Source organism: Rhizobium arsenicireducens, from assembly GCF_964021225.1.
Genome location: NZ_CAXHYK020000001.1, coordinates 619,750 through 637,793, shown reverse-complemented (window position 1 = coordinate 637,793; position 18,044 = coordinate 619,750). Strand labels below are relative to the sequence as shown.

General features: G+C 62.4%; 17 protein-coding genes. 12 read left to right on the top strand and 5 right to left on the bottom strand.

Annotated features, from left to right (window positions below):
- The first annotated feature begins 64 nt into the window (after nucleotides 1-64).
- Nucleotides 65-991, top strand: coding sequence for a DMT family transporter (locus tag ACWPVA_RS03010; RefSeq protein ID WP_454286258.1), 927 nt, complete (start codon nucleotides 65-67; stop codon nucleotides 989-991).
- On the opposite strand, the gene ACWPVA_RS03005 is transcribed toward ACWPVA_RS03010, so the two are convergent.
- The gene (locus ACWPVA_RS03005; RefSeq protein ID WP_454286257.1) at nucleotides 992-1,642 is read right to left on the bottom strand and encodes a TetR family transcriptional regulator C-terminal domain-containing protein; all 651 of its coding nucleotides are present in this window, start codon (nucleotides 1,640-1,642) and stop codon (nucleotides 992-994) included.
- A 298-nt stretch (nucleotides 1,643-1,940) separates the two neighbouring features.
- On the opposite strand from ACWPVA_RS03005, the gene ACWPVA_RS03000 reads away from it, so the two are divergent.
- The 3 genes from ACWPVA_RS03000 to hydA are packed head-to-tail and all read left to right on the top strand — an operon-like array spanning nucleotide 1,941 to nucleotide 5,133.
- Entirely contained in the window at nucleotides 1,941-3,194 is a 1,254-nt protein-coding gene (locus tag ACWPVA_RS03000; RefSeq protein ID WP_454286256.1) for a Zn-dependent hydrolase, read from the top strand.
- Nucleotides 3,194-3,646: a GNAT family N-acetyltransferase gene (locus ACWPVA_RS02995; protein WP_454286255.1), complete on the top strand. Its 453-nt coding sequence runs from the start codon at nucleotides 3,194-3,196 to the stop codon at nucleotides 3,644-3,646. The genes ACWPVA_RS03000 and ACWPVA_RS02995 overlap by 1 nt, the downstream gene beginning before the upstream one ends.
- Nucleotides 3,647-3,678: 32 nt before the next feature.
- Nucleotides 3,679-5,133, top strand: coding sequence for a dihydropyrimidinase (hydA, locus tag ACWPVA_RS02990; protein WP_454286254.1), 1,455 nt, complete (start codon nucleotides 3,679-3,681; stop codon nucleotides 5,131-5,133).
- A gap of 441 nt (nucleotides 5,134-5,574) precedes the next feature.
- Here the strand turns inward: hydA and ACWPVA_RS02985 are convergent, their stop codons facing one another.
- Nucleotides 5,575-5,988 (bottom strand): cupin domain-containing protein, encoded by a 414-nt coding sequence (locus tag ACWPVA_RS02985; protein ID WP_454286253.1) that lies wholly within the window; start codon nucleotides 5,986-5,988, stop codon nucleotides 5,575-5,577.
- Between the two features lie 124 nt (nucleotides 5,989-6,112).
- Here ACWPVA_RS02985 and ACWPVA_RS02980 point away from each other — a divergent pair, with 124 nt between their 5' ends.
- From ACWPVA_RS02980 to ACWPVA_RS02945, 8 genes are all read left to right on the top strand, one after another.
- Nucleotides 6,113-6,901 (top strand): ABC transporter ATP-binding protein, encoded by a 789-nt coding sequence (locus tag ACWPVA_RS02980; RefSeq protein WP_454286252.1) that lies wholly within the window; start codon nucleotides 6,113-6,115, stop codon nucleotides 6,899-6,901.
- Nucleotides 6,902-7,028: 127 nt separating this feature from the next.
- Nucleotides 7,029-7,475 carry an endonuclease domain-containing protein gene (locus ACWPVA_RS02975; RefSeq protein WP_454286251.1) on the top strand — a complete coding sequence of 149 codons (447 nt, stop codon included), beginning with the start codon at nucleotides 7,029-7,031 and terminating at the stop codon, nucleotides 7,473-7,475.
- The gene (locus tag ACWPVA_RS02970) at nucleotides 7,472-8,356 is read left to right on the top strand and encodes an ABC transporter permease (protein ID WP_454286250.1); all 885 of its coding nucleotides are present in this window, start codon (nucleotides 7,472-7,474) and stop codon (nucleotides 8,354-8,356) included. Before ACWPVA_RS02975 ends, ACWPVA_RS02970 begins: the two co-directional genes overlap by 4 nt.
- Nucleotides 8,353-9,219, top strand: coding sequence for an ABC transporter permease (locus ACWPVA_RS02965; RefSeq protein ID WP_454286249.1), 867 nt, complete (start codon nucleotides 8,353-8,355; stop codon nucleotides 9,217-9,219). Before ACWPVA_RS02970 ends, ACWPVA_RS02965 begins: the two co-directional genes overlap by 4 nt.
- A gap of 21 nt (nucleotides 9,220-9,240) precedes the next feature.
- A complete protein-coding gene (locus ACWPVA_RS02960) occupies nucleotides 9,241-10,233 on the top strand; it encodes an ABC transporter substrate-binding protein (protein ID WP_454286248.1) in 993 nt (330 codons plus the stop codon).
- A 368-nt stretch (nucleotides 10,234-10,601) separates the two neighbouring features.
- The gene (locus tag ACWPVA_RS02955) at nucleotides 10,602-11,789 is read left to right on the top strand and encodes an efflux RND transporter periplasmic adaptor subunit (RefSeq protein ID WP_454286247.1); all 1,188 of its coding nucleotides are present in this window, start codon (nucleotides 10,602-10,604) and stop codon (nucleotides 11,787-11,789) included.
- Between the two features lie 13 nt (nucleotides 11,790-11,802).
- On the top strand, nucleotides 11,803-15,129 hold the full coding sequence (locus ACWPVA_RS02950) for an efflux RND transporter permease subunit (protein ID WP_454286246.1): 3,327 nt from the start codon (nucleotides 11,803-11,805) through the stop codon (nucleotides 15,127-15,129).
- Nucleotides 15,130-15,574: 445 nt separating this feature from the next.
- Complete coding sequence (locus ACWPVA_RS02945) at nucleotides 15,575-16,198, top strand: Crp/Fnr family transcriptional regulator (protein WP_454289514.1); 624 nt, start codon at nucleotides 15,575-15,577, stop codon at nucleotides 16,196-16,198.
- 39 nt (nucleotides 16,199-16,237) lie between these two features.
- Here the strand turns inward: ACWPVA_RS02945 and ureG are convergent, their stop codons facing one another.
- Genes ureG through ureE form a run of 3 tightly spaced genes read right to left on the bottom strand, consistent with a single transcriptional unit; the run spans nucleotide 16,238 to nucleotide 18,031 of the window.
- Nucleotides 16,238-16,849, bottom strand: a complete 612-nt coding sequence (gene ureG, locus ACWPVA_RS02940; protein ID WP_454286245.1) for an urease accessory protein UreG — start codon at nucleotides 16,847-16,849, stop codon at nucleotides 16,238-16,240.
- A 35-nt stretch (nucleotides 16,850-16,884) separates the two neighbouring features.
- Nucleotides 16,885-17,568 carry an urease accessory protein UreF gene (locus ACWPVA_RS02935; protein WP_454289513.1) on the bottom strand — a complete coding sequence of 228 codons (684 nt, stop codon included), beginning with the start codon at nucleotides 17,566-17,568 and terminating at the stop codon, nucleotides 16,885-16,887.
- Nucleotides 17,561-18,031 (bottom strand): urease accessory protein UreE, encoded by a 471-nt coding sequence (gene ureE / locus ACWPVA_RS02930; RefSeq protein ID WP_454286244.1) that lies wholly within the window; start codon nucleotides 18,029-18,031, stop codon nucleotides 17,561-17,563. Before ureE ends, ACWPVA_RS02935 begins: the two co-directional genes overlap by 8 nt.
- Between the last annotated feature and the right edge of the window lie 13 nt (nucleotides 18,032-18,044).

Genomic DNA, 18,044 nt, shown 5'->3' with positions numbered 1-18,044 from the left:
TGCGGCCATGCTAGGCAGAACCCATGCCGCAAGCCGGCGTCCATCGAGCCAGCCGAAGCATCCAGTGACCGAGCAAGCGACCGACAGAACCCGCCACAATACGCATGCCAGGGGGAGGGAAAAGCTCAAGGCCCATCTCGCGGTCCTGCTCTTCGCTCTGCTCATCTCAGGCTCCTTTTCTTTCGGCGGCATCGCCACGCAACTGATCGACCCTCTCGCCCTGCAGGCGCTGCGCTACGCACTGACTGTGGTGCTGATCGCCCTCCTCTGCCTGAAGATGGGAATTTCGCTGAAATGGCCGAAGGAACCCTGGCGCTTTGGTGTGCTCGGCCTGCTGATGGCGGTCTACATGAGCACCATGTTCGTGGCGCTTCAGTACACCAAGCCTGTGGCGACCGGCGCGGTCTTCACCCTCATGCCGCTCTTGAGTGCCGTCTTCGCATGGTTCCTGATGCGCCAGCATACCCGCCCGGGTGTGCTTGTCAGCCTGCTGATCGCCGCAAGCGGGGCGATCTGGGTGATCTTTCGCGGCGATCTCGATGCGCTTCTCGCCTTCGACGTCGGCCGGGGCGAGATGATCTTTTTCGTCGGCGTTCTCTGCCATGCCGCCTATGTGCCGCTGCTCAGGCTGTTCAATCGAAAAGAGGCGCCGCTTGCCTTCGTCTTCTGGGCAGCGATCGCAACCTTCTTCTTCATCCTGGTGCCGGCGGCGCCGCGCCTTGTCACGGTAGACTACCTGAACCTTCCACCGCTCGTGTGGATCGCCGTGCTCTATCTTTCGGTCATCGCCACGGCCGTGACCTTCTTCCTGCTGCAATATGCCTCGGTTCGGCTGCCGGCGCCCAAGGTGCTCGCCTACGGCTACCTGACGCCGACTTTCATCATCGTCATTGAAGGGCTGATCGGCCACGGCTGGGCCTCCGCCGCCGTCTTCCTCGGCGCACTCGTGACGGCCTGCGGCCTGCTGGTAATGGCATTTTTGCCGGACTGATCAAGCGCCGGCGGTTCCTCGCGGAATAAGGCCGCGCACGAACAGCTCTTCCAGATAGCGCCCCGCATCCTCGAATCGTGACGTGCTTTTGCCGTCGCCCAGCACCGCCCGCACCTGCACGTCGAAATCGGCATAGTGCTGCGTGGTCGACCAGATCGAGAAGATCAGGTGATAGGGGTCACACTCGTGCACCTTGCCGACCCGGATCCAGGAACGGATGACCTCGACCTTCTCGTCGACCAGCTCCTTCAGCTGTCCTTTCAGCATGTCTTCGATATGCGGTGCCCCCTGCAAAATCTCATTGGCAAACAGCCGGCTCTCGCGGGGAAAGTCGCGCGCCATTTCCAGCTTGCGACGGATATAGGAGCGCAGCTCCTCTTCCGGATCACCGTCGGCATCGAAGGCTTTCAACGGCTCCAGCCAATTCTCCAGCACGCGGTCGATCAGCGCCCGATGCATGCCCTCCTTGGTGCGGAAATAGTAAAGCAGGTTCGGCTTCGACATGCCGGCCCCCTCGGCGATCTGGTCGATGGTCGAGCCTCGGAAACCGCGCAGCGAGAACACGTCGAGTGCCGCCTCGAGGATAACCTCCTCCTTCTCTTCCTGGATCCGCGTCCGCCTTTGCGTCTGCGCCGCTCTCGGTATTGCCATTCGCGCGTGCCCATCCTCACCCGACAAGCCTAACGGCTTGATCTTCATCATTTTTATCGCTGCATCTTTTCCGGGCAAATGCCCGCTATTTTGTCTTGGTTTTTTCGTCTTTGCGTCTTGAGTGCCGCGGCGGAAGTTGTAATGTTTACCAGCCGGTCAAATTATCCGACAGACGTCAAATAAAGACAACCGGCCAATTCGCCAGTCAGAAAAGCAAAAAGATCGGCTGGTAACGAAAACGGGAACTACCGGGCATGCCTCTTGCATGACCCCTCGAAGAACAGGTGAGGATATCAAAATGACGGTTCAACCCGGCGCAAACTTGCGCGTGAATGGCGACCGCCTTTGGGACATGCTGATGGACATGGCGAAGATCGGCCCCGGCATAGCCGGCGGCAACAATCGCCAGACGCTGACCGACGCCGACGCCGAGGGCCGCAAGCTCTTCCAGACATGGTGCGAAGAGGCCGGCATGACCATGGGCGTCGACAAGATGGGCACCATGTTCATGACCCGTCCCGGCACCGATCCCGACGCCCTTCCGGTCTATGTCGGCTCGCATCTCGACACCCAGCCGACCGGCGGCAAGTATGACGGCGTGCTCGGCGTTCTGGCCGCGCTCGAAATCGTCCGCTCGATGAACGATCTCGGCATCCGGACGAAGCACCCGATCGTCGTCACCAACTGGGCCAACGAGGAAGGCGCGCGCTTTGCCCCGGCCATGCTCGCCTCGGGCGTCTTTGCCGGCATCCATTCGCTCGACTATGCCTATGGCCGCCAGGATCCGGACGGCAAGACCTATGGCGACGAGCTGAAGCGCATCGGCTGGCTGGGCGACGAAGAGGTCGGCGCGCGGAAGATGCACGCCTATTACGAATATCACATCGAGCAGGGTCCGATCCTCGAGGCCGAGGACAAGCAGATCGGCGTCGTCACCCACTGTCAGGGCCTGTGGTGGCTGGAATTCACGCTGACCGGCCGCGAGGCGCATACCGGCTCGACGCCGATGAATCTGCGCGTCAATGCCGGCCTTGCCATGGCCCGCATCATGGAAATGGTCCAGACGGTGGCCATGGACAACCAGCCGGGTGCGGTCGGCGGCGTCGGCCAGGTGAAGTTCTCGCCCAATTCCCGCAATGTGCTGCCCGGGACGGTGATCTTCACCGTCGATATCCGCACGCCGGATCTCGCCAAGCTCAACGCCATGCGCGCCCGCATCGAGAAGGAAGCGGCCGCGATCTGCGAAACGCTCGGCGTCGGCTGTTCGGTCGAGGCCGTCGGCCATTTCGACCCGGTCACCTTCGACCCGAAGCTGGTGGAAACGGTGCGCAACGCCGCCGAGCGGCTCGGCTACAGCCACATGAACCTGATCTCCGGCGCCGGCCACGACGCCTGCTGGGCCGCCAAGGTGGCGCCCGCCACCATGATCATGTGCCCCTGCGTCGGCGGCCTGTCGCACAACGAGGCCGAGGACATCTCCAAGGACTGGGCTACCGCCGGCGCCGACGTGCTGCTGCAGGCCGTGCTGGAGACGGCGGAGATTGTGGCGTGATGCTTGAGATCGCGTGCGAGAGCCCCGATCAACCGGATGTAATCGCGCTGATCGAAGCCTCGGACGCCTATGCAGCGGCGCTATATCCCTCAGAAGGGAATTTTGGAACCGATGTCGCCGGACTCTGCCAGCCGGATATCACCTTTCTGGTGGCACGTTGGGCAGGCGTCGTCGCGGGGTGCGGCGCCATCAAGTGGTTTGAAGACGGCACGGGTGAATTGAAGCGGATTTTCGTTCCGGAGGCAGGGCGCGGAAAGGGAATAGGGCGGTCGCTCATGGAGCGGCTGGTGTCGATGGCGGTGGAGCGGCGGCTTCATCGCCTCTATCTCGAGACCGGACCACTCAATAGGGAGGCGGTCGCCATGTATCGGCGGTTCGGGTTCGTCGAGTGCGGTCCCTTCGCGGACTATCCCGACAACCCCTACAGCCTGTTCATGACCAAGGTTTTGTAAGAACAACATAAATCGATCAGAGGGAGTGCATCATGTCGAAGGTCATCAAGGGCGGCACCATCGTCACCGCCGATCTCACCTACAAGGCCGACGTGAAGATCGACGGCGGCGTGATCGTCGAGATCGGGCCGAACCTTTCGGGCGACGAAACGCTGGACGCCACCGGCTGCTACATCATGCCGGGCGGCATCGATCCGCATGTGCATCTCGAAATGCCCTTCATGGGCACCTATTCCGCCGACGACTTCGAAAGCGGCACGCGCGCGGGCCTTGCCGGCGGCACCACCATGGTGGTCGACTTCTGTCTGCCGGCGCCGGACCAGTCGCTGCTCGACGCGCTCTCGATGTGGCACAACAAGACCAGCCGCGCCAATGCCGACTATTCCTTCCACATGGCGATCACCGGCTGGAACGAGCGCGTCTTCGACGAGATGAAGACCGTGGTCCAGGACAAGGGCATCAACACCTTCAAGCACTTCATGGCCTACAAGGGCGCGCTGATGGTGAACGACGACGAGATGTTCGCCTCCTTCTCGCGCTGCGCCGAACTGGGCGCGCTGCCGCTCGTCCATGCCGAGAACGGCGACGTGGTGGCGGCGATGACCGCGAAGCTGCTGGCCGAGGGCAACAACGGCCCGGAGGCGCACGCCTATTCGCGGCCCGCCGAAGTGGAAGGCGAGGCGACCAACCGCGCCATCATGCTGGCCGACATGGCGGGCGTGCCGCTCTATGTGGTGCACACGTCGTGCGAACAGGCCCATGAAGCCATCCGCCGCGCGCGGCAGAAGGGCATGCGCGTCTATGGCGAGCCGCTGATCCAGCACCTGACGCTCGACGAGAGCGAATATTTCGACAGGGACTGGGACCATGCCGCCCGCCGCGTCATGTCGCCCCCCTTCCGCAACAAGCAGCACCAGGATTTGCTGTGGGCCGGCCTGCAGTCGGGCTCGCTCTCCTGCGTCGCCACCGACCACTGCGCCTTTACCACCGAGCAGAAGCGTTTCGGCGTCGGCAACTTCGCCAAGATCCCGAACGGCACCGGCGGTCTCGAAGACCGCATGCCGATGCTGTGGACCTATGGGGTGGCGACCGGCCGCCTGACGATGAACGAATTCGTCGCCGTCACCTCGACCAACATCGCCAAGATCCTCAACATCTATCCGAAGAAGGGTGCCGTCCTCGTCGGCGCGGATGCCGACCTCGTGGTGTGGGATCCGAAGCGCTCCAAGACGATTTCGGCCAAAAGCCAGCAATCGGCGATCGACTACAACGTCTTCGAGGGCAAGCAGGTGACCGGCCTGCCGCGCTTCACCCTGTCGCGCGGCAAGGTGGTGATCGAGGAAGCGACGGTGAAGACCGAGGAAGGCCACGGCCAGTTCGTCAGCCGAGAGCCCTTCCCGGCCGTCAACAAGGCGCTGTCCACCTGGAAGGAACTGGTCGCGCCGCGCAAGGTGGAACGCACCGGAATTCCAGCGACGGGGGTGTAAGTCGAAGGATGGCGTTCTCTGTGCGATCCACCCCCCTCTGCCCTGCCGGGCATCTCCCCCTCAAGGGGGGAGATCGGGTGCGGCTGGCCGCTCGACCGCCGGAAGGAACCGTGATTGGCGAAACCCGCCCATTGACCGCCAGCCATGCGCTCGAACGAGATACGAGATCGCCGGCAATTTCAGTCACCACGCGCATGGTGCCCCATCTTGGCCATTCGGCAAACGGCTGGCGTGATCCGATCTCCCCCCTTGAGGGGGAGATGTCCGGCAGGACAGAGGGGGGTAAAGCGCCCACAGCCGAAACCCTCTTCTCCCCAGCGGGGAGAAGTGCCGAGCGCAGCGAGGCGATGAGGGGGCCAAGTGCGCCAAGCCCAATGCAGCTCCGCTCCCCCTCATCCGGCCCTGCGGGCCGCCTTCTCCCCGCTGAGGAGAAGGGGAGGTTCAAACCTCCACCAGCCCGTCCAGCTCCGGCAGAAGCACGACGCTTTCCTGCTCGTTGGGATCTGTCCGGGCGATCAGCGCCGTGCAGGGCGCGTTGGAGAGGTTGGCCGGCAGATGCGGCACGCCGGCCGGGATGTACATCAGTTCCCCGGCATGCAGGATCACATGGTTTTCCAGCCGGTCGCCGTACCAGGTATGCGCCTGGCCCGACAGGCAGTAGATCGCCGTCTCGTGGTTCTCGTGCAGATGGGCCTTGGCCCTCGCACCCGGCGGCATGGTCAGGAGGTGCATGCAGATGCCCTTCGAGCCGACCGTCTCCGCCGAAATGCCGGCAAAATAGCTCAGGCCCTGCTTGCCGTCATAGGTGCTTCCGGGCCGAACGATCCGGCAGGTGGGTTTCGATGACGTATCCATTCTGGCACTCCTCCTCGATCTCCGAAATTCCCGTAAAGTCCGATAGGCCGGCCCGCGCCTGCCATGTATTGACAGTGTGCAAGAGGCTTGGCGCCTTTGCAAGAAAGCCCATAGGTTCCCATCGATGACCGCTCCCTTCTCCGTCGTGTCCGCCAAGGACCTCTGTCTCACCTTCCAGACGGGAGACGGGCCGGTCCATGCACTGTCCAATGTCGACCTCGAGGTGAAGAAGGGTGACTTCGTCTCCTTCATCGGTCCCTCCGGCTGCGGCAAGACCACCTTCCTGCGCGTCATCGCCGATCTCGAAAAACACACCTCGGGCACGATCACCGTCAACGGCATGACGCCCGAAAACGCCCGCAAGGATCGTTCCTACGGCTATGTCTTCCAGGCGGCGGCGCTCTATCCCTGGCGCACGATCGAGAAGAACATCGCCCTGCCGCTCGAGATCATGGGCTTCTCCAGGGAGGAACAGAAGAAGCGGGTCGAGCAGACGCTGGAACTGGTCAACCTCACTGGCTTTGGCAAGAAATTCCCCTGGCAGCTATCGGGCGGCATGCAGCAGCGCGCCTCAATCGCCCGGGCGCTCGCCTTCGACGCTGACCTTCTGTTGATGGACGAGCCCTTCGGTGCGCTCGACGAAATCGTCCGCGACCACCTCAATTCCGAACTGCTGAAGCTCTGGGACCGCACTGACAAGACGATCTGCTTCGTCACCCATTCCATTCCCGAAGCGGTCTATCTCTCGACCAAGATCGTCGTCATGAGCCCCCGCCCCGGCCGCGTCACCGACATCATCGAATCGACCCTGCCCAGGGAACGCCCGCTGGAGATCCGCGAAACACCGGAATTCCTCGCAATCGCCCACCGCGTCCGCGAGGGCCTGAAGGCGGGGCATAGCTATGAGGAATAGTGTTTCGTTGAATGGAAAGACCCCTCCCCAACCCCTCCCCACAAGGGGGAGGGGCTCGGCTGCGCACCTCCAACGCTCAGTCTGGGGCAAGGCGCTGCCGCGAGTCTTCTCCCCCCTTGTGGGGGAGATGGCCGGCAGGCCAGAGGGGGTTCGCAATCCGGAACCACCGTTCTCGATGGAGTGTCCTATACCGCATTCCAATATCGATCCGAAGACTCGAAAGCGCGCCAGAACGCTCCGAGGCGAATTGACCAAGGCCGAGCGAGAGATGTGGGATCTCTTGCGAGATCTGAGACCCCGTGGCGCTCGGTTCCGCCGGGAAACACCCATTGGACCATACATCGCCGACTTTGCCTGGCTGTCCGCCCGCGTGATCGTGGAAGTCGATGGCGACAGTCATGAGACGGACCACGGCCGCGCCCATGATGTGCGCAGAGACGATTTCCTCCGCAAGCAAGGCTTCACGGTTCTTCGATTCGACAATGATCAGGTCAACGACAACCCCGATTATGTCGCCGTCAGTCTCGAGAAGAGCTTGGAGGAGTTTCTGACTTCGCAAGGGGACCAGGCATGACCTCCCCCTCCCTCTTCCGCGACCGCATCCTGCCGATCCTCACCGTCGTCGTTGCCATTCTCGTCGTCTGGCACGTCTTCGTCGTCTATCTCAACGCGCCCTTCGTGCGCGACCAGGCGGCGCGGGCGAATGAAACCATTACGTTTGGCCAGGTGGTGGAGCGCAGCTTTGCCCAGGAGCGGCCGGTGCTGCCCGCGCCGCACCAGATCTTCGCCGAACTCTGGGATACCACGGTCAACAAGGCGGTGACCTCCAAGCGAAGCCTCGTCTACCACGCCTGGATTACCCTTTCGACGACCCTGCTCGGCTTTGCCATCGGCACCGTGCTCGGCATCCTGCTCGCCGTCGGCATCGTCCACAACCGGGCGATGGACCGCTCGCTGATGCCCTGGGTAATCGCCAGCCAGACCATTCCGATCCTCGCCATCGCGCCCATGGTCATCGTGGTTTTGAACTCGGTCGGCATTTCGGGCATCCTGCCCAAGGCGCTGATTTCTACTTACCTTTCGTTCTTCCCGATCGTCGTCGGCATGGTGAAGGGGCTTCGCAGCCCCGACACCATCCTGCTTGACCTGATGCACACTTATCATGCGAGCCCCTCCCAGACCTTCTGGAAGCTGCGCTGGCCGGCGTCCATGCCTTATCTGTTCACCTCGCTGAAGGTGGCGATCGCCATCTCGCTGCTCGGCGCCATCGTCGCCGAACTGCCGACCGGCGCGGTCGCGGGTCTCGGCGCCCGCCTCCTGTCCGGTTCCTACTACGGCCAGACCATCCAGATCTGGGCGGCGCTGTTCATGGCCGCCGGCCTTGCCGCCATACTGGTCTCTATCGTCGGCGCCGCCCACGCCCGCGTGCTGAACCGCATGGGGGTCAAGCCATGAACAGCTATCTCGTCTTCGCCCTCGTCTTCTGGCTTTCCGCCTGGGGCCTCAACGAATGGCTGGTGCGCCAGACCTTCAAGGACCGCGCGGTGCGCCGCATCGTCAACATCGCCGTGCCGCTGATCTTCGGCGTAACCCTGCTGGTCATCTGGGAATGCCTGGTGCATGGCTTCAGTATTCCCTCCATCCTCTTGCCGGCGCCGTCGATGATCTGGGCCCGCCTGACCAGTTCGGTGCCGACACTCTGGGCCGACTTCCAGCAGACGTTCCTGAAATCAGTGCTGACCGGCTATGCGCTCGGCTGCGGCCTCGGCTTTGCCGTTGCCATCCTCGTCGACCGCTCGCCCTTCCTGCAGAAGGGCCTGCTGCCGATCGGCAATTTCGTCTCGGCCCTGCCGATGGTCGGCGTCGCGCCGATCATGGTCATGTGGTTCGGCTTCGACTGGCAGTCCAAGGTCGCCGTCGTCGTCATCATGACCTTCTTCCCCATGCTGGTGAACACCGTGCAGGGACTGTCGGCCGCGAGCCACATGGAGCGCGACCTGATGCGCACCTATGCGGCATCCTGGTGGCAGACGCTGGTAAAGCTACGCCTGCCGGCCGCCTGGCCGTTCATCTTCAACGCCCTGAAGATCAATTCCACGCTGGCCCTGATCGGTGCCATCGTGGCAGAGTTCTTCGGCACTCCGATCGTTGGCATGGGGTTCCGCATCTCCACGGAAGTGGGGCGCAGCAATGTCGATATGGTCTGGGCCGAGATCGCGGTTGCCGCGCTCGCCGGCTCGGTCTTCTACGGGTTGGTGGCACTCGCAGAACGCGCGGTCACCTTCTGGCATCCGTCTGTCCGTGGTGGACAGGCGTAAACAAGAAAGAGGGAACAGAAAATGACATTGAAACTCGCATCCCTGCTGCTGGCAGGCGCCGTGTCGTTGACGGCCATGCAGGCGGCCGCTGCCGACAAGGTGACGCTGCAGTTGAAGTGGGTCACCCAGGCCCAGTTCGCCGGCTACTATGTCGCCAAGGACAAGGGCTTCTACGAGGAAGAAGGCCTCGACGTCGAAATCAAGCCGGGTGGTCCCGACATCGCTCCCCCGCAGGTTCTCGTCGGCGGCGGCGCCGACGTGATCGTCGACTGGATGCCGTCTGCCCTCGCCACCCGCGAAAAGGGCGTGCCGCTCGTCAACATCGCCCAGCCGTTCAAGGCGTCGGGCATGATGCTGACCTGCCTCAAGGAAACCGGCATCACCAAGCCGGAAGATTTCAAGGGCAAGACGCTCGGCGTCTGGTTCTTCGGCAACGAATATCCGTTCCTCTCCTGGATGAGCACGCTCGGCATCAAGACGGATGGCTCAGACGGAGGCGTGACCGTGCTGAAGCAGGGCTTCAACGTCGACCCGCTGCTGCAGAAGCAGGCCGCCTGCATCTCGACCATGACCTACAACGAGTATTGGCAGGTCATCGATGCCGGCATCAAGGAAGACGAGCTTGTGACCTTCCAGTATGAGAAGGAAGGTGTGGCCACCCTGGAAGACGGTCTCTACGTTCTTGAGGACAAGTTGAACGACCCGGCCTTCAAGGAAAAGATGGTCAAGTTCGTTCGCGCTTCGATGAAGGGCTGGAAGTGGGCAGAAGAGAACCCGGATGATGCAGCCGAAATCGTGCTCGAGAACGATGCCTCCGGCGCCCAGACGGAAGTCCACCAGAAGCGCATGATGGGCGAAGTGGCCAAGCTGACCGCCGGCTCGAACGGCGCGCTCGACGAGGCCGACTACAAACGCACGGTCGCGACCCTTCTCGGCGGCGGTTCCGACCCGGTCATCACCAAGGAGCCGGAAGGCGCCTACACGCTCGACATCACCAACGAAGCCCTCAAGTAGAACGGGTCACTGGTTCGAAACGGAGGCGCCCGGATCCCGGTCCGGGCGCCTCTTGTTTTCCTGACATCACACGCCGCAGGGTATCGATTTAGAAAGCTGCCGAGAGGATCGCGCATTGTTGCGCGCCGTGCCGCATTGATTTGTGCGGCGCGGCAGCTTAAAAATAGAACGCTTCAGATCCGCACTTGGGACTTGTAACAAACCGCGCCGATACCAACTAAAGTCCCAGCCGATACGAACCACAGAATTGTCGTTCGGTTGCAAAGGCGCTATACCGGCCAACCTGAGCAGGTTGCGGATGCTTTTTGCCGCGCTGCCTTGCATTTTGTTGTTTTCGATAGTCTATCCAGAAACCTCGGAAGAGATACATGGTTCGCTTTACGATCGTCACTGCCGGATTGATCGCTCTGTCCATTGCGATATCCCCGCTTGCTGCCGCCGCCGAAGACGCGCCGGCGGATCAGTCGACGCAATCCTTGCCGTCCATCGTCGTGACCGAGGCGACCACGCGCAGCCTCGTCGACCGTATTGTCGCGACGGGAACGATTCGGGCAACCGAGGAGGTCTATGTCCAGCCACAAGTCGAGGGCTTGTCGATCCGCTCCCTCAATGCCGATGTCGGCGATCGGATCGCCGCGGAAACGGTGGTGGCGCAGCTGAACGACGACGCACTGCTTCTGCAAAAGAGCCAGCTCGTGGCAACGAGGGCCAAGGCGGAAGCCTCGCTCGCCCAATACAAGGTTCAACTCGAGGACGCGAAGTCCGGGGCCGCAGAGGCCCAGCGCCAGTTCAAGCGCGCAGAAACCCTTGCAAAGTCCGGGACGCTGTCCAGGGCGTCGGTCGAACAGGCCGAAACAGCGGCGACCAGCGCCACAGCCAAGGTTGACAGCACGGTGCAGGCCATCGCCATCGCCGAAGCCGATATCAAGGTGGTCGAGAGCCAGCTTGCCGACATTGACCTTAAGCTGGCCCGTACCGATGTGAAGTCACCCGTCGCGGGCCTGATTGCGGCCCGCAACGCCAAGGTCGGCGCAATCGCCAGCGGCGGCGGGCAGACAATGTTCACGATTATCCGCGACGGCGAGATCGAACTGGTGGCAGACGTATCGGAAACTGACATCCTGAAGATACGGGTCGGGCAGAAGGCGAAGATCAACCTTGCCGGCGGCGCTGCCACGCTGGGTGGTTCCATCCGACTAATTTCGCCGGTGATTGACCCGCAGACACGTCTCGGTGCGGTGCACATCGCCATCGACGATGACGAGGGCGCCCGCGCCGGCATGTACGCGAGTGCGGAGATCATAATCGCGGAAGCCCAGGGCGTCGCACTGCCTCTGTCGGCGATCACGACCGACAAGCAAGGCACGACGACGCGCCTGGTCACGGACAACGTGATCAAGCAGATCAAAATCGAGACCGGCATCCAGGACGGCGCGTTCATCGAGGTGAAGTCGGGACTGCAGCAAGGTGACGTCGTCGTTGCCAAGGCCGGCGCTTTTGTGCGCGACGGTGACCGGATAAACCCGGTGCGCGACGAGACGGCCGTTTCGAACTGAGCGAGAGGACAGCATGAACTTTTCCGCCTGGTCCATCCGCAATCCGGTTGCGCCGATCCTGGCCTTCATCCTGCTGATGGTGGTCGGGCTGCAATCCTTTTTCGCGCTTCCGATCACCCGCTTTCCAAACATCGACGTGCCGATCGTCGCGATCACGGTGACCCAGAGTGGCGCGTCGCCGGCCGAGCTAGAAACCCAGGTCACCAAGGAGATTGAGGACGCGGTCGCCTCGATCACCGGCGTCGATGAATTGGGGTCCACCGTCACGGATGGCCGTTCGCAGACAACGGTGATGTTCCGCATGGAAGTGCCGACCGAGCAAGCCGTGCAAGACGTCAAGGACGCGATCGACCGGATCCGCGGTGATCTGCCCGCCTCGGTCGACGAGCCGATCGTCTCCAAGATCGATGTCGAAGGCGCGGCAATCCAGACCTTCGCGGTCACGTCGCCCAATATGGCGATCGAGGAACTGTCCTGGTTCGTGGACGACACCGTCAAGCGCGCCCTTCAGGGGCAGCCCGGCATCGGCAGGATCGACCGGTTCGGCGGCGCGGAACGCGAAATCCGGGTCGAACTCAATCCCGACAGACTTGACGCATTCAGCATCACCGCCGCTGACGTCAACCGGCAGCTGCGCGGTACCAATATCGACCTTGGCTCGGGCCGTGGCCAGGTGGCTGGCGCCGAGCAGGCGATCCGCACCCTCGGCGATGCCCGCGACGTGACATCACTCGCCAACACCACGATTGCCCTGAGCGGCGGCCGCTTCGTCACATTGTCCGACCTCGGCACAGTGAAGGACACTTACGAGGAACAGAAATCCTTCTCCGAGTTCAACGGCAAGCCCGTGGTGACGTTCGCCGTCTATCGCGCCAAGGGTGCGAGCGAGGTGAGCGTCGCAGAAACGGTTGCCACCAGCCTCGATCAGGTTCGTGCCGAAAATCCGGATGTCCAGATCGAACTGATCAACGATTCCGTCTATTTCACCTACGGCAACTATGAAGCGGCGATGCACACCCTGATCGAAGGGGCAATCCTTGCCGTTATCGTGGTCTTCCTGTTCCTGCGCAACTGGCGTGCCACGCTGATTTCCGCAGTCGCCCTGCCCTTGTCGGCGATCCCGACCTTCTGGGTCATGGATATGCTGGGATTCTCGCTCAATCTCGTCAGCTTCCTGGCGCTGACGCTGGCGACGGGCATTCTGGTCGATGACGCGATCGTCGAAATCGAGAATATCGCCCGCCACATCAAGCTGGGAAAGACGCCCTACCGGGCAGCGATCGAGGCCGCCGACGAAATCGGCCTTGCCGTCATTGCCACCACCTTCACCATCATCGCCGTCTTCGTGCCGGTATCATTCATGCCGGGCATCCCCGGTCAATATTTCATCCAGTTCGGCCTCACCGTCGCCTTCTCCGTGTTCTTCTCGCTGATGGTTGCGCGTCTCATAACTCCCTTGATGGCCGCCTATCTCATGCGGGCCGAGGACGGGATGGACGACCACCACGACAATGATTCGGCCTTCATGAAGGGCTATACGCGGCTGGTGCGCTCCACGACCACGCATTGGTACGCCCGCTATGCGACCCTGATCGGCGCCTTCGCCTTCCTCGTCGCCTCGGTCATGCTGCTGGCCCAGGTGCCCGGCAGCTTCCTGCCGCCAGAGGACGCGGGCCGTATTACGCTGTCGATCGAGCTGCCGCCGAACGCCACGCTCGCCGAGACGGAAAGAAGGACTGACGCGATCTACGATGCGGTCAAGGACCTTGACGGCGTGGAAAGCGTCTTCGTCTTGGGCGGTGCCTCGCCGAAAGGCGACATGGAACTGCGGCGGGCGAGCGTCACGCTCAATCTGGTCAGAATCGACCATTCTCTCGTGACCACCATCGTCAACAAGGGTTTCGGCGGCTTGCCATTGATCGGCCAGTTCCTGCCGAAGATTGAGGAGACCGGCCGCACGCGTCCACAGTGGGAAATCGAAGAAGAGGTATTTGCCAAACTACGTCCGATTGCCGACATCCGCGTGATGAAGCTCAACGATCGCGGCGATCGCGACATCTCCTTCAACTTCCTGTCGAAGAACGAGGAAGAACTGAACGAGGCGGCGGCGATCCTGGAAGCGAAGCTGCGCACCGTGCCGGAACTGGCCAATGTCAGCGCCGATGGCGCCCTGCCCCGCCCCGAACTGCAGATCCGTCCGCGCAAGGACGAGGCGGCACGCCTCGGCATCACGCCGCAGCAGATTGCAGAGACGGTACGCGTTGCTACAATCGGCGACGTCGATGCCGCCCTGACCAAGATCGCCCTCGACGGCCGCCTGATCCCGATCCGTGTCCAGGCGATGCTCGACTTCAGGACCGACCTCGCTGCGATCCGCGCACTCAAGGTCCAGACGGCCAGCGGCGCAACCGTGCCGCTCTCCAGTGTCGCCGACATCGATTATTCGGAAGGCGTTTCCTCGATCAAACGCAACAATCGCAGCCGTGTCGTGACGATAGGTTCCGATTTGCCCCAGGGCGTGGCGCTCGATACGGCAACAGCCGCCTTCAGGGCCGCTGTCGACGAGGCGGAAATCCCCGCCTCTGTCAGACTCGTAGAAAGCGGGGACACAAAGGTCCAGCGCGAAATGCAAGAGAGCTTCGTCAATGCCATGTTGCTCGGTCTGCTGCTCGTTCTGACGGTTCTGATCCTGCTGTTCAAGGACGTCATTCAGCCCTTCACCATCCTGTTGTCCCTGCCGCTCGCCATCGGTGGTGTGGCGGTGGCACTGATTATCACGAACAATGCTCTCTCCATGCCCGTGCTGATCGGTATCCTGATGCTGATGGGCATCGTGACGAAGAACGCGATCCTGCTCGTCGACTTCGCCATCGAGATGCGCCATCAGGGCATGGCCCGCATCGAGGCCATGGTCGAGGCGGGCCGCAAGCGCGCCAGGCCGATCATCATGACCTCCATCGCCATGTCGGCCGGCATGCTGCCGTCGGCGCTCGGCGTTGGCGAAGGCGGATCGTTCCGCTCGCCAATGGCGACTGCGGTGATCGGCGGCATCATCGTCTCCACGGTCATGAGCCTGCTGGTCGTGCCGGCCTTCTTCCTGATCATGGACGACCTGTCGCGCCTGCTCGGCTGGGTGTTCGGCAGGTTGGTCGGCAAGAAGGAGGAGGAAGTGCAGGCACTCTCTCCTGAGACGCTGACGGAAATTACCGTGAAAAACAGCGCAACGCTCTCGACCATCGAAGAGCGCCTCGCTTCGGTGGAGAAACGTCTGCCGGAGACGCCGCGCAAGGGTGGCGAGAGCGCCAAGCTCATCTCCCTGCCGCCACTCGCGGCGGAATAGACCACGGGACGGGCAAGCAGAGCCGGGCATTCGCCCGGCTTTCTTGCAGGTTCGATGCAGATTTCCCGCAAAATCGACGTTTCCGGCAAAGTGATTGATCGAAATCAATTCACCCGCTCCTGCCCTTGCCTATCGTTGATCTGCTGAGGAACAAGTGAAGTGAGGTTGGTTTCTTGGCCAGGGAGCGAGACGGGACTTAAGTAGCAAGTTCCACCCTTTCCGGCCATGGGACCGCCCGAGTTGCGTGACGGATGGAGTGCCGCGCGCGGCATGGGGGATCTGTCGGGCCGCGCGAGATCGAGGCGTCCGCCCCAGCCTGCTTCACCGTTTTTCGCTGATACTGGCCAACGCGCTCCGCCAGGAACGCAATCTGGAGCCGAAGATCGTGAACAAGATTTTGAAATTGAACACACGCGACAAGAACACTCTGCTCAGGACGCCCTTCATGTCATCGCTCGGTGCGAGCGCGCAGACGCGCATGCTCGAGATCGCAACGGTCATGAATTACGAGGCGCGGGACATTCTTTTTCGCGAAGGCGAGGGGGCGGAATATTTTTACTGCGTGCTGAACGGCTATGTCAGGCTGTTCCGGCTGAACAAGGACGGTCGCGAAGCGGATATCCGCATCTGCGGCCCCGGCGACACATTCGCTGAATGCCTGCTGGCGATGGGCGAGCAGTATCTCTACAATTCGCAGGCCGCCGAGACCATCACGGTCGCGCGCTTCGAACTCCAGAAGGTACGCGCCCTGGCCGAACAGGAGAAGGACGTGGCCAAGGCCATCATTCAGTGCCTGTCGAGCCACCTGCGCAACACCATGGACTGCATTGCCAACGACCGGCTGCAGACAGCCCCGCAGCGTGTCGCCCACTACTTGCTCGACAATTGCCCGCAGGAGGGCAGTTCAGCCTCAATCCGCCTGCCTTTTCAGAAGAGCCTGCTCGCCGGCAAGCTCGGTCTTGCACCGGAAGCGCTGTCGCGGGCCTTCTCTTCGCTCCGTCGCGCCGGCGTGACGGTCCGCGGCCGGATCGTCCAGATCGCCGACATCAGCGCGCTGAAGCAGATCTGATCCACATCCTCGCAAAGAACGACAGGGACGGGCGAGCCCTCAAAGCCCGCCTGTCTCCTTGAGGAAACGGACGATCTCCTCGATCCCCTCCCCGCGCTTCATGTCGGCGAACACGAAGGGCTTCGCGGCACGCATCCGTCCGGCATCGCCCTCCATCACGTCAAGGTCGACGCCGACATAGGGCGCGAGATCCTTCTTGTTGATCACCAGCAAATCGGAGCGCGTGATCCCCGGTCCGCCTTTACGCGGGATTTCCTCGCCCTGGCACACCGAGATGACGTAGATGGTGACATCGGCAAGGTCAGGCGAGAAGGTCGCGGCCAGATTATCGCCGCCAGATTCGATGAACACGACGTCGAGGTCCGGTATGCGGGCGTTGAGATCGGCAATGGCCCTCAGATTGATCGAGGCATCCTCACGGATCGCTGTGTGCGGACAGCCGCCGGTCTCGACCCCGACAACGCGATCAGACGACAGCGCCTGCATGCGGATCAGCGCATCGGCGTCCTCGCGCGTATAGATGTCATTGGTGACGACCGCGATCGAATAGTCATCGCGCATCGCCTTGCACAGCTTCTCCGTGAGCGCCGTCTTGCCCGAGCCGACCGGTCCGCCGATGCCAACCCGCAAGGGTCCGTTTGCCGATTTCATACCGCTTTTCCTGTCTTCATTGCTTGTAATGTCCCTCATGACTGGAAGAGCCGCGAGTACTGGCTTTCGTGCCGCATCGACAGCACATCGGCGATCACCGTCGCCGAGCCGAGATCGTTGAGCCCGAGCCCACAGGTCTCCTCCGCCTGCCGCAAAACGGCCGGCTCCAGCCCCGCGAGGATACCGACACCCTGTGTCTGGCCGATGATGCCGAGCCGAATGGCCGCCGAGACGAGCTGAGCGCACTGCGCCTGCAAAAACGCGACCAGCGCATCGGCGAGTGCCACGCCGTTGGCAGCAGAGACGGCACCGACCGCGACGCCATAGGCCGTGTCAGCATGCAGCGGTGCCATTTGCGGCTGCGGCCAGGCGGAGGCAGCAGCGAGAAACGCGTCCCCCTGCCGCACGACCTCCTGGTAGCGCTCGGCCGATCCCGCCAGCGCTCCCGCGAGGTCCGCGACCTGCGACAGTCGGCCCGAGTCATTGAATGCGCGATGGGCCTCGGCCAGCAGGATTGCATCATTGCGCAAGGGACCCGCGACGAGGAGGGTGTCCAGCCACACGGCCAGATCGCCGGCTTCGCAGACATGGCCTTCGACCACCGCCGCCTCCAGCCCGCCGGAGTAGGCAAAGCCGCCGACTGGAAAGGCAGGCGACAACCAGGTCATCAGCCTGATCAGGCTATGCGGATTGCCGGCGGCGGGCGGGCGTTCAGGCATGATCGTGATTGTGGCTCGAATGCCCGCCGTCATGGCCATGATAGGCCCCGCGCATCGGCTGGAAGTGTTCGGTCACCTCCGCGACATCAGCCCCCAGCACGATAAGCATCTCGCGAATCACGTGGTCGCGGAGAATAAGGATACGGTCCTCCTCGATCTGCGCCGGCAGATGCCGGTTGCCGATATGCCAGGCGAGTTCTACGAGATGCAGACGATCTCTCGGGCGGATCTCGAAGAGCTTCTCTGCAGACGCCCGGACCTCGATGGCATTACCATCGTCCATCAGCAGCAGGTCACCATGGGCGAGCAGGACAGGCTGCTTCATGTCGAGCATGACCATGTCGCCATCGTCGAGATGCAACAGCTTGCGCCTCAAATGCCGCTCGTCATGGGCCAGCATGACGGAGCCGACTATCGTCTCTTCGGACGTTCCGGCAGGAAGATAGGTTATGACGCGACGCATGGCTTTCCCAAAA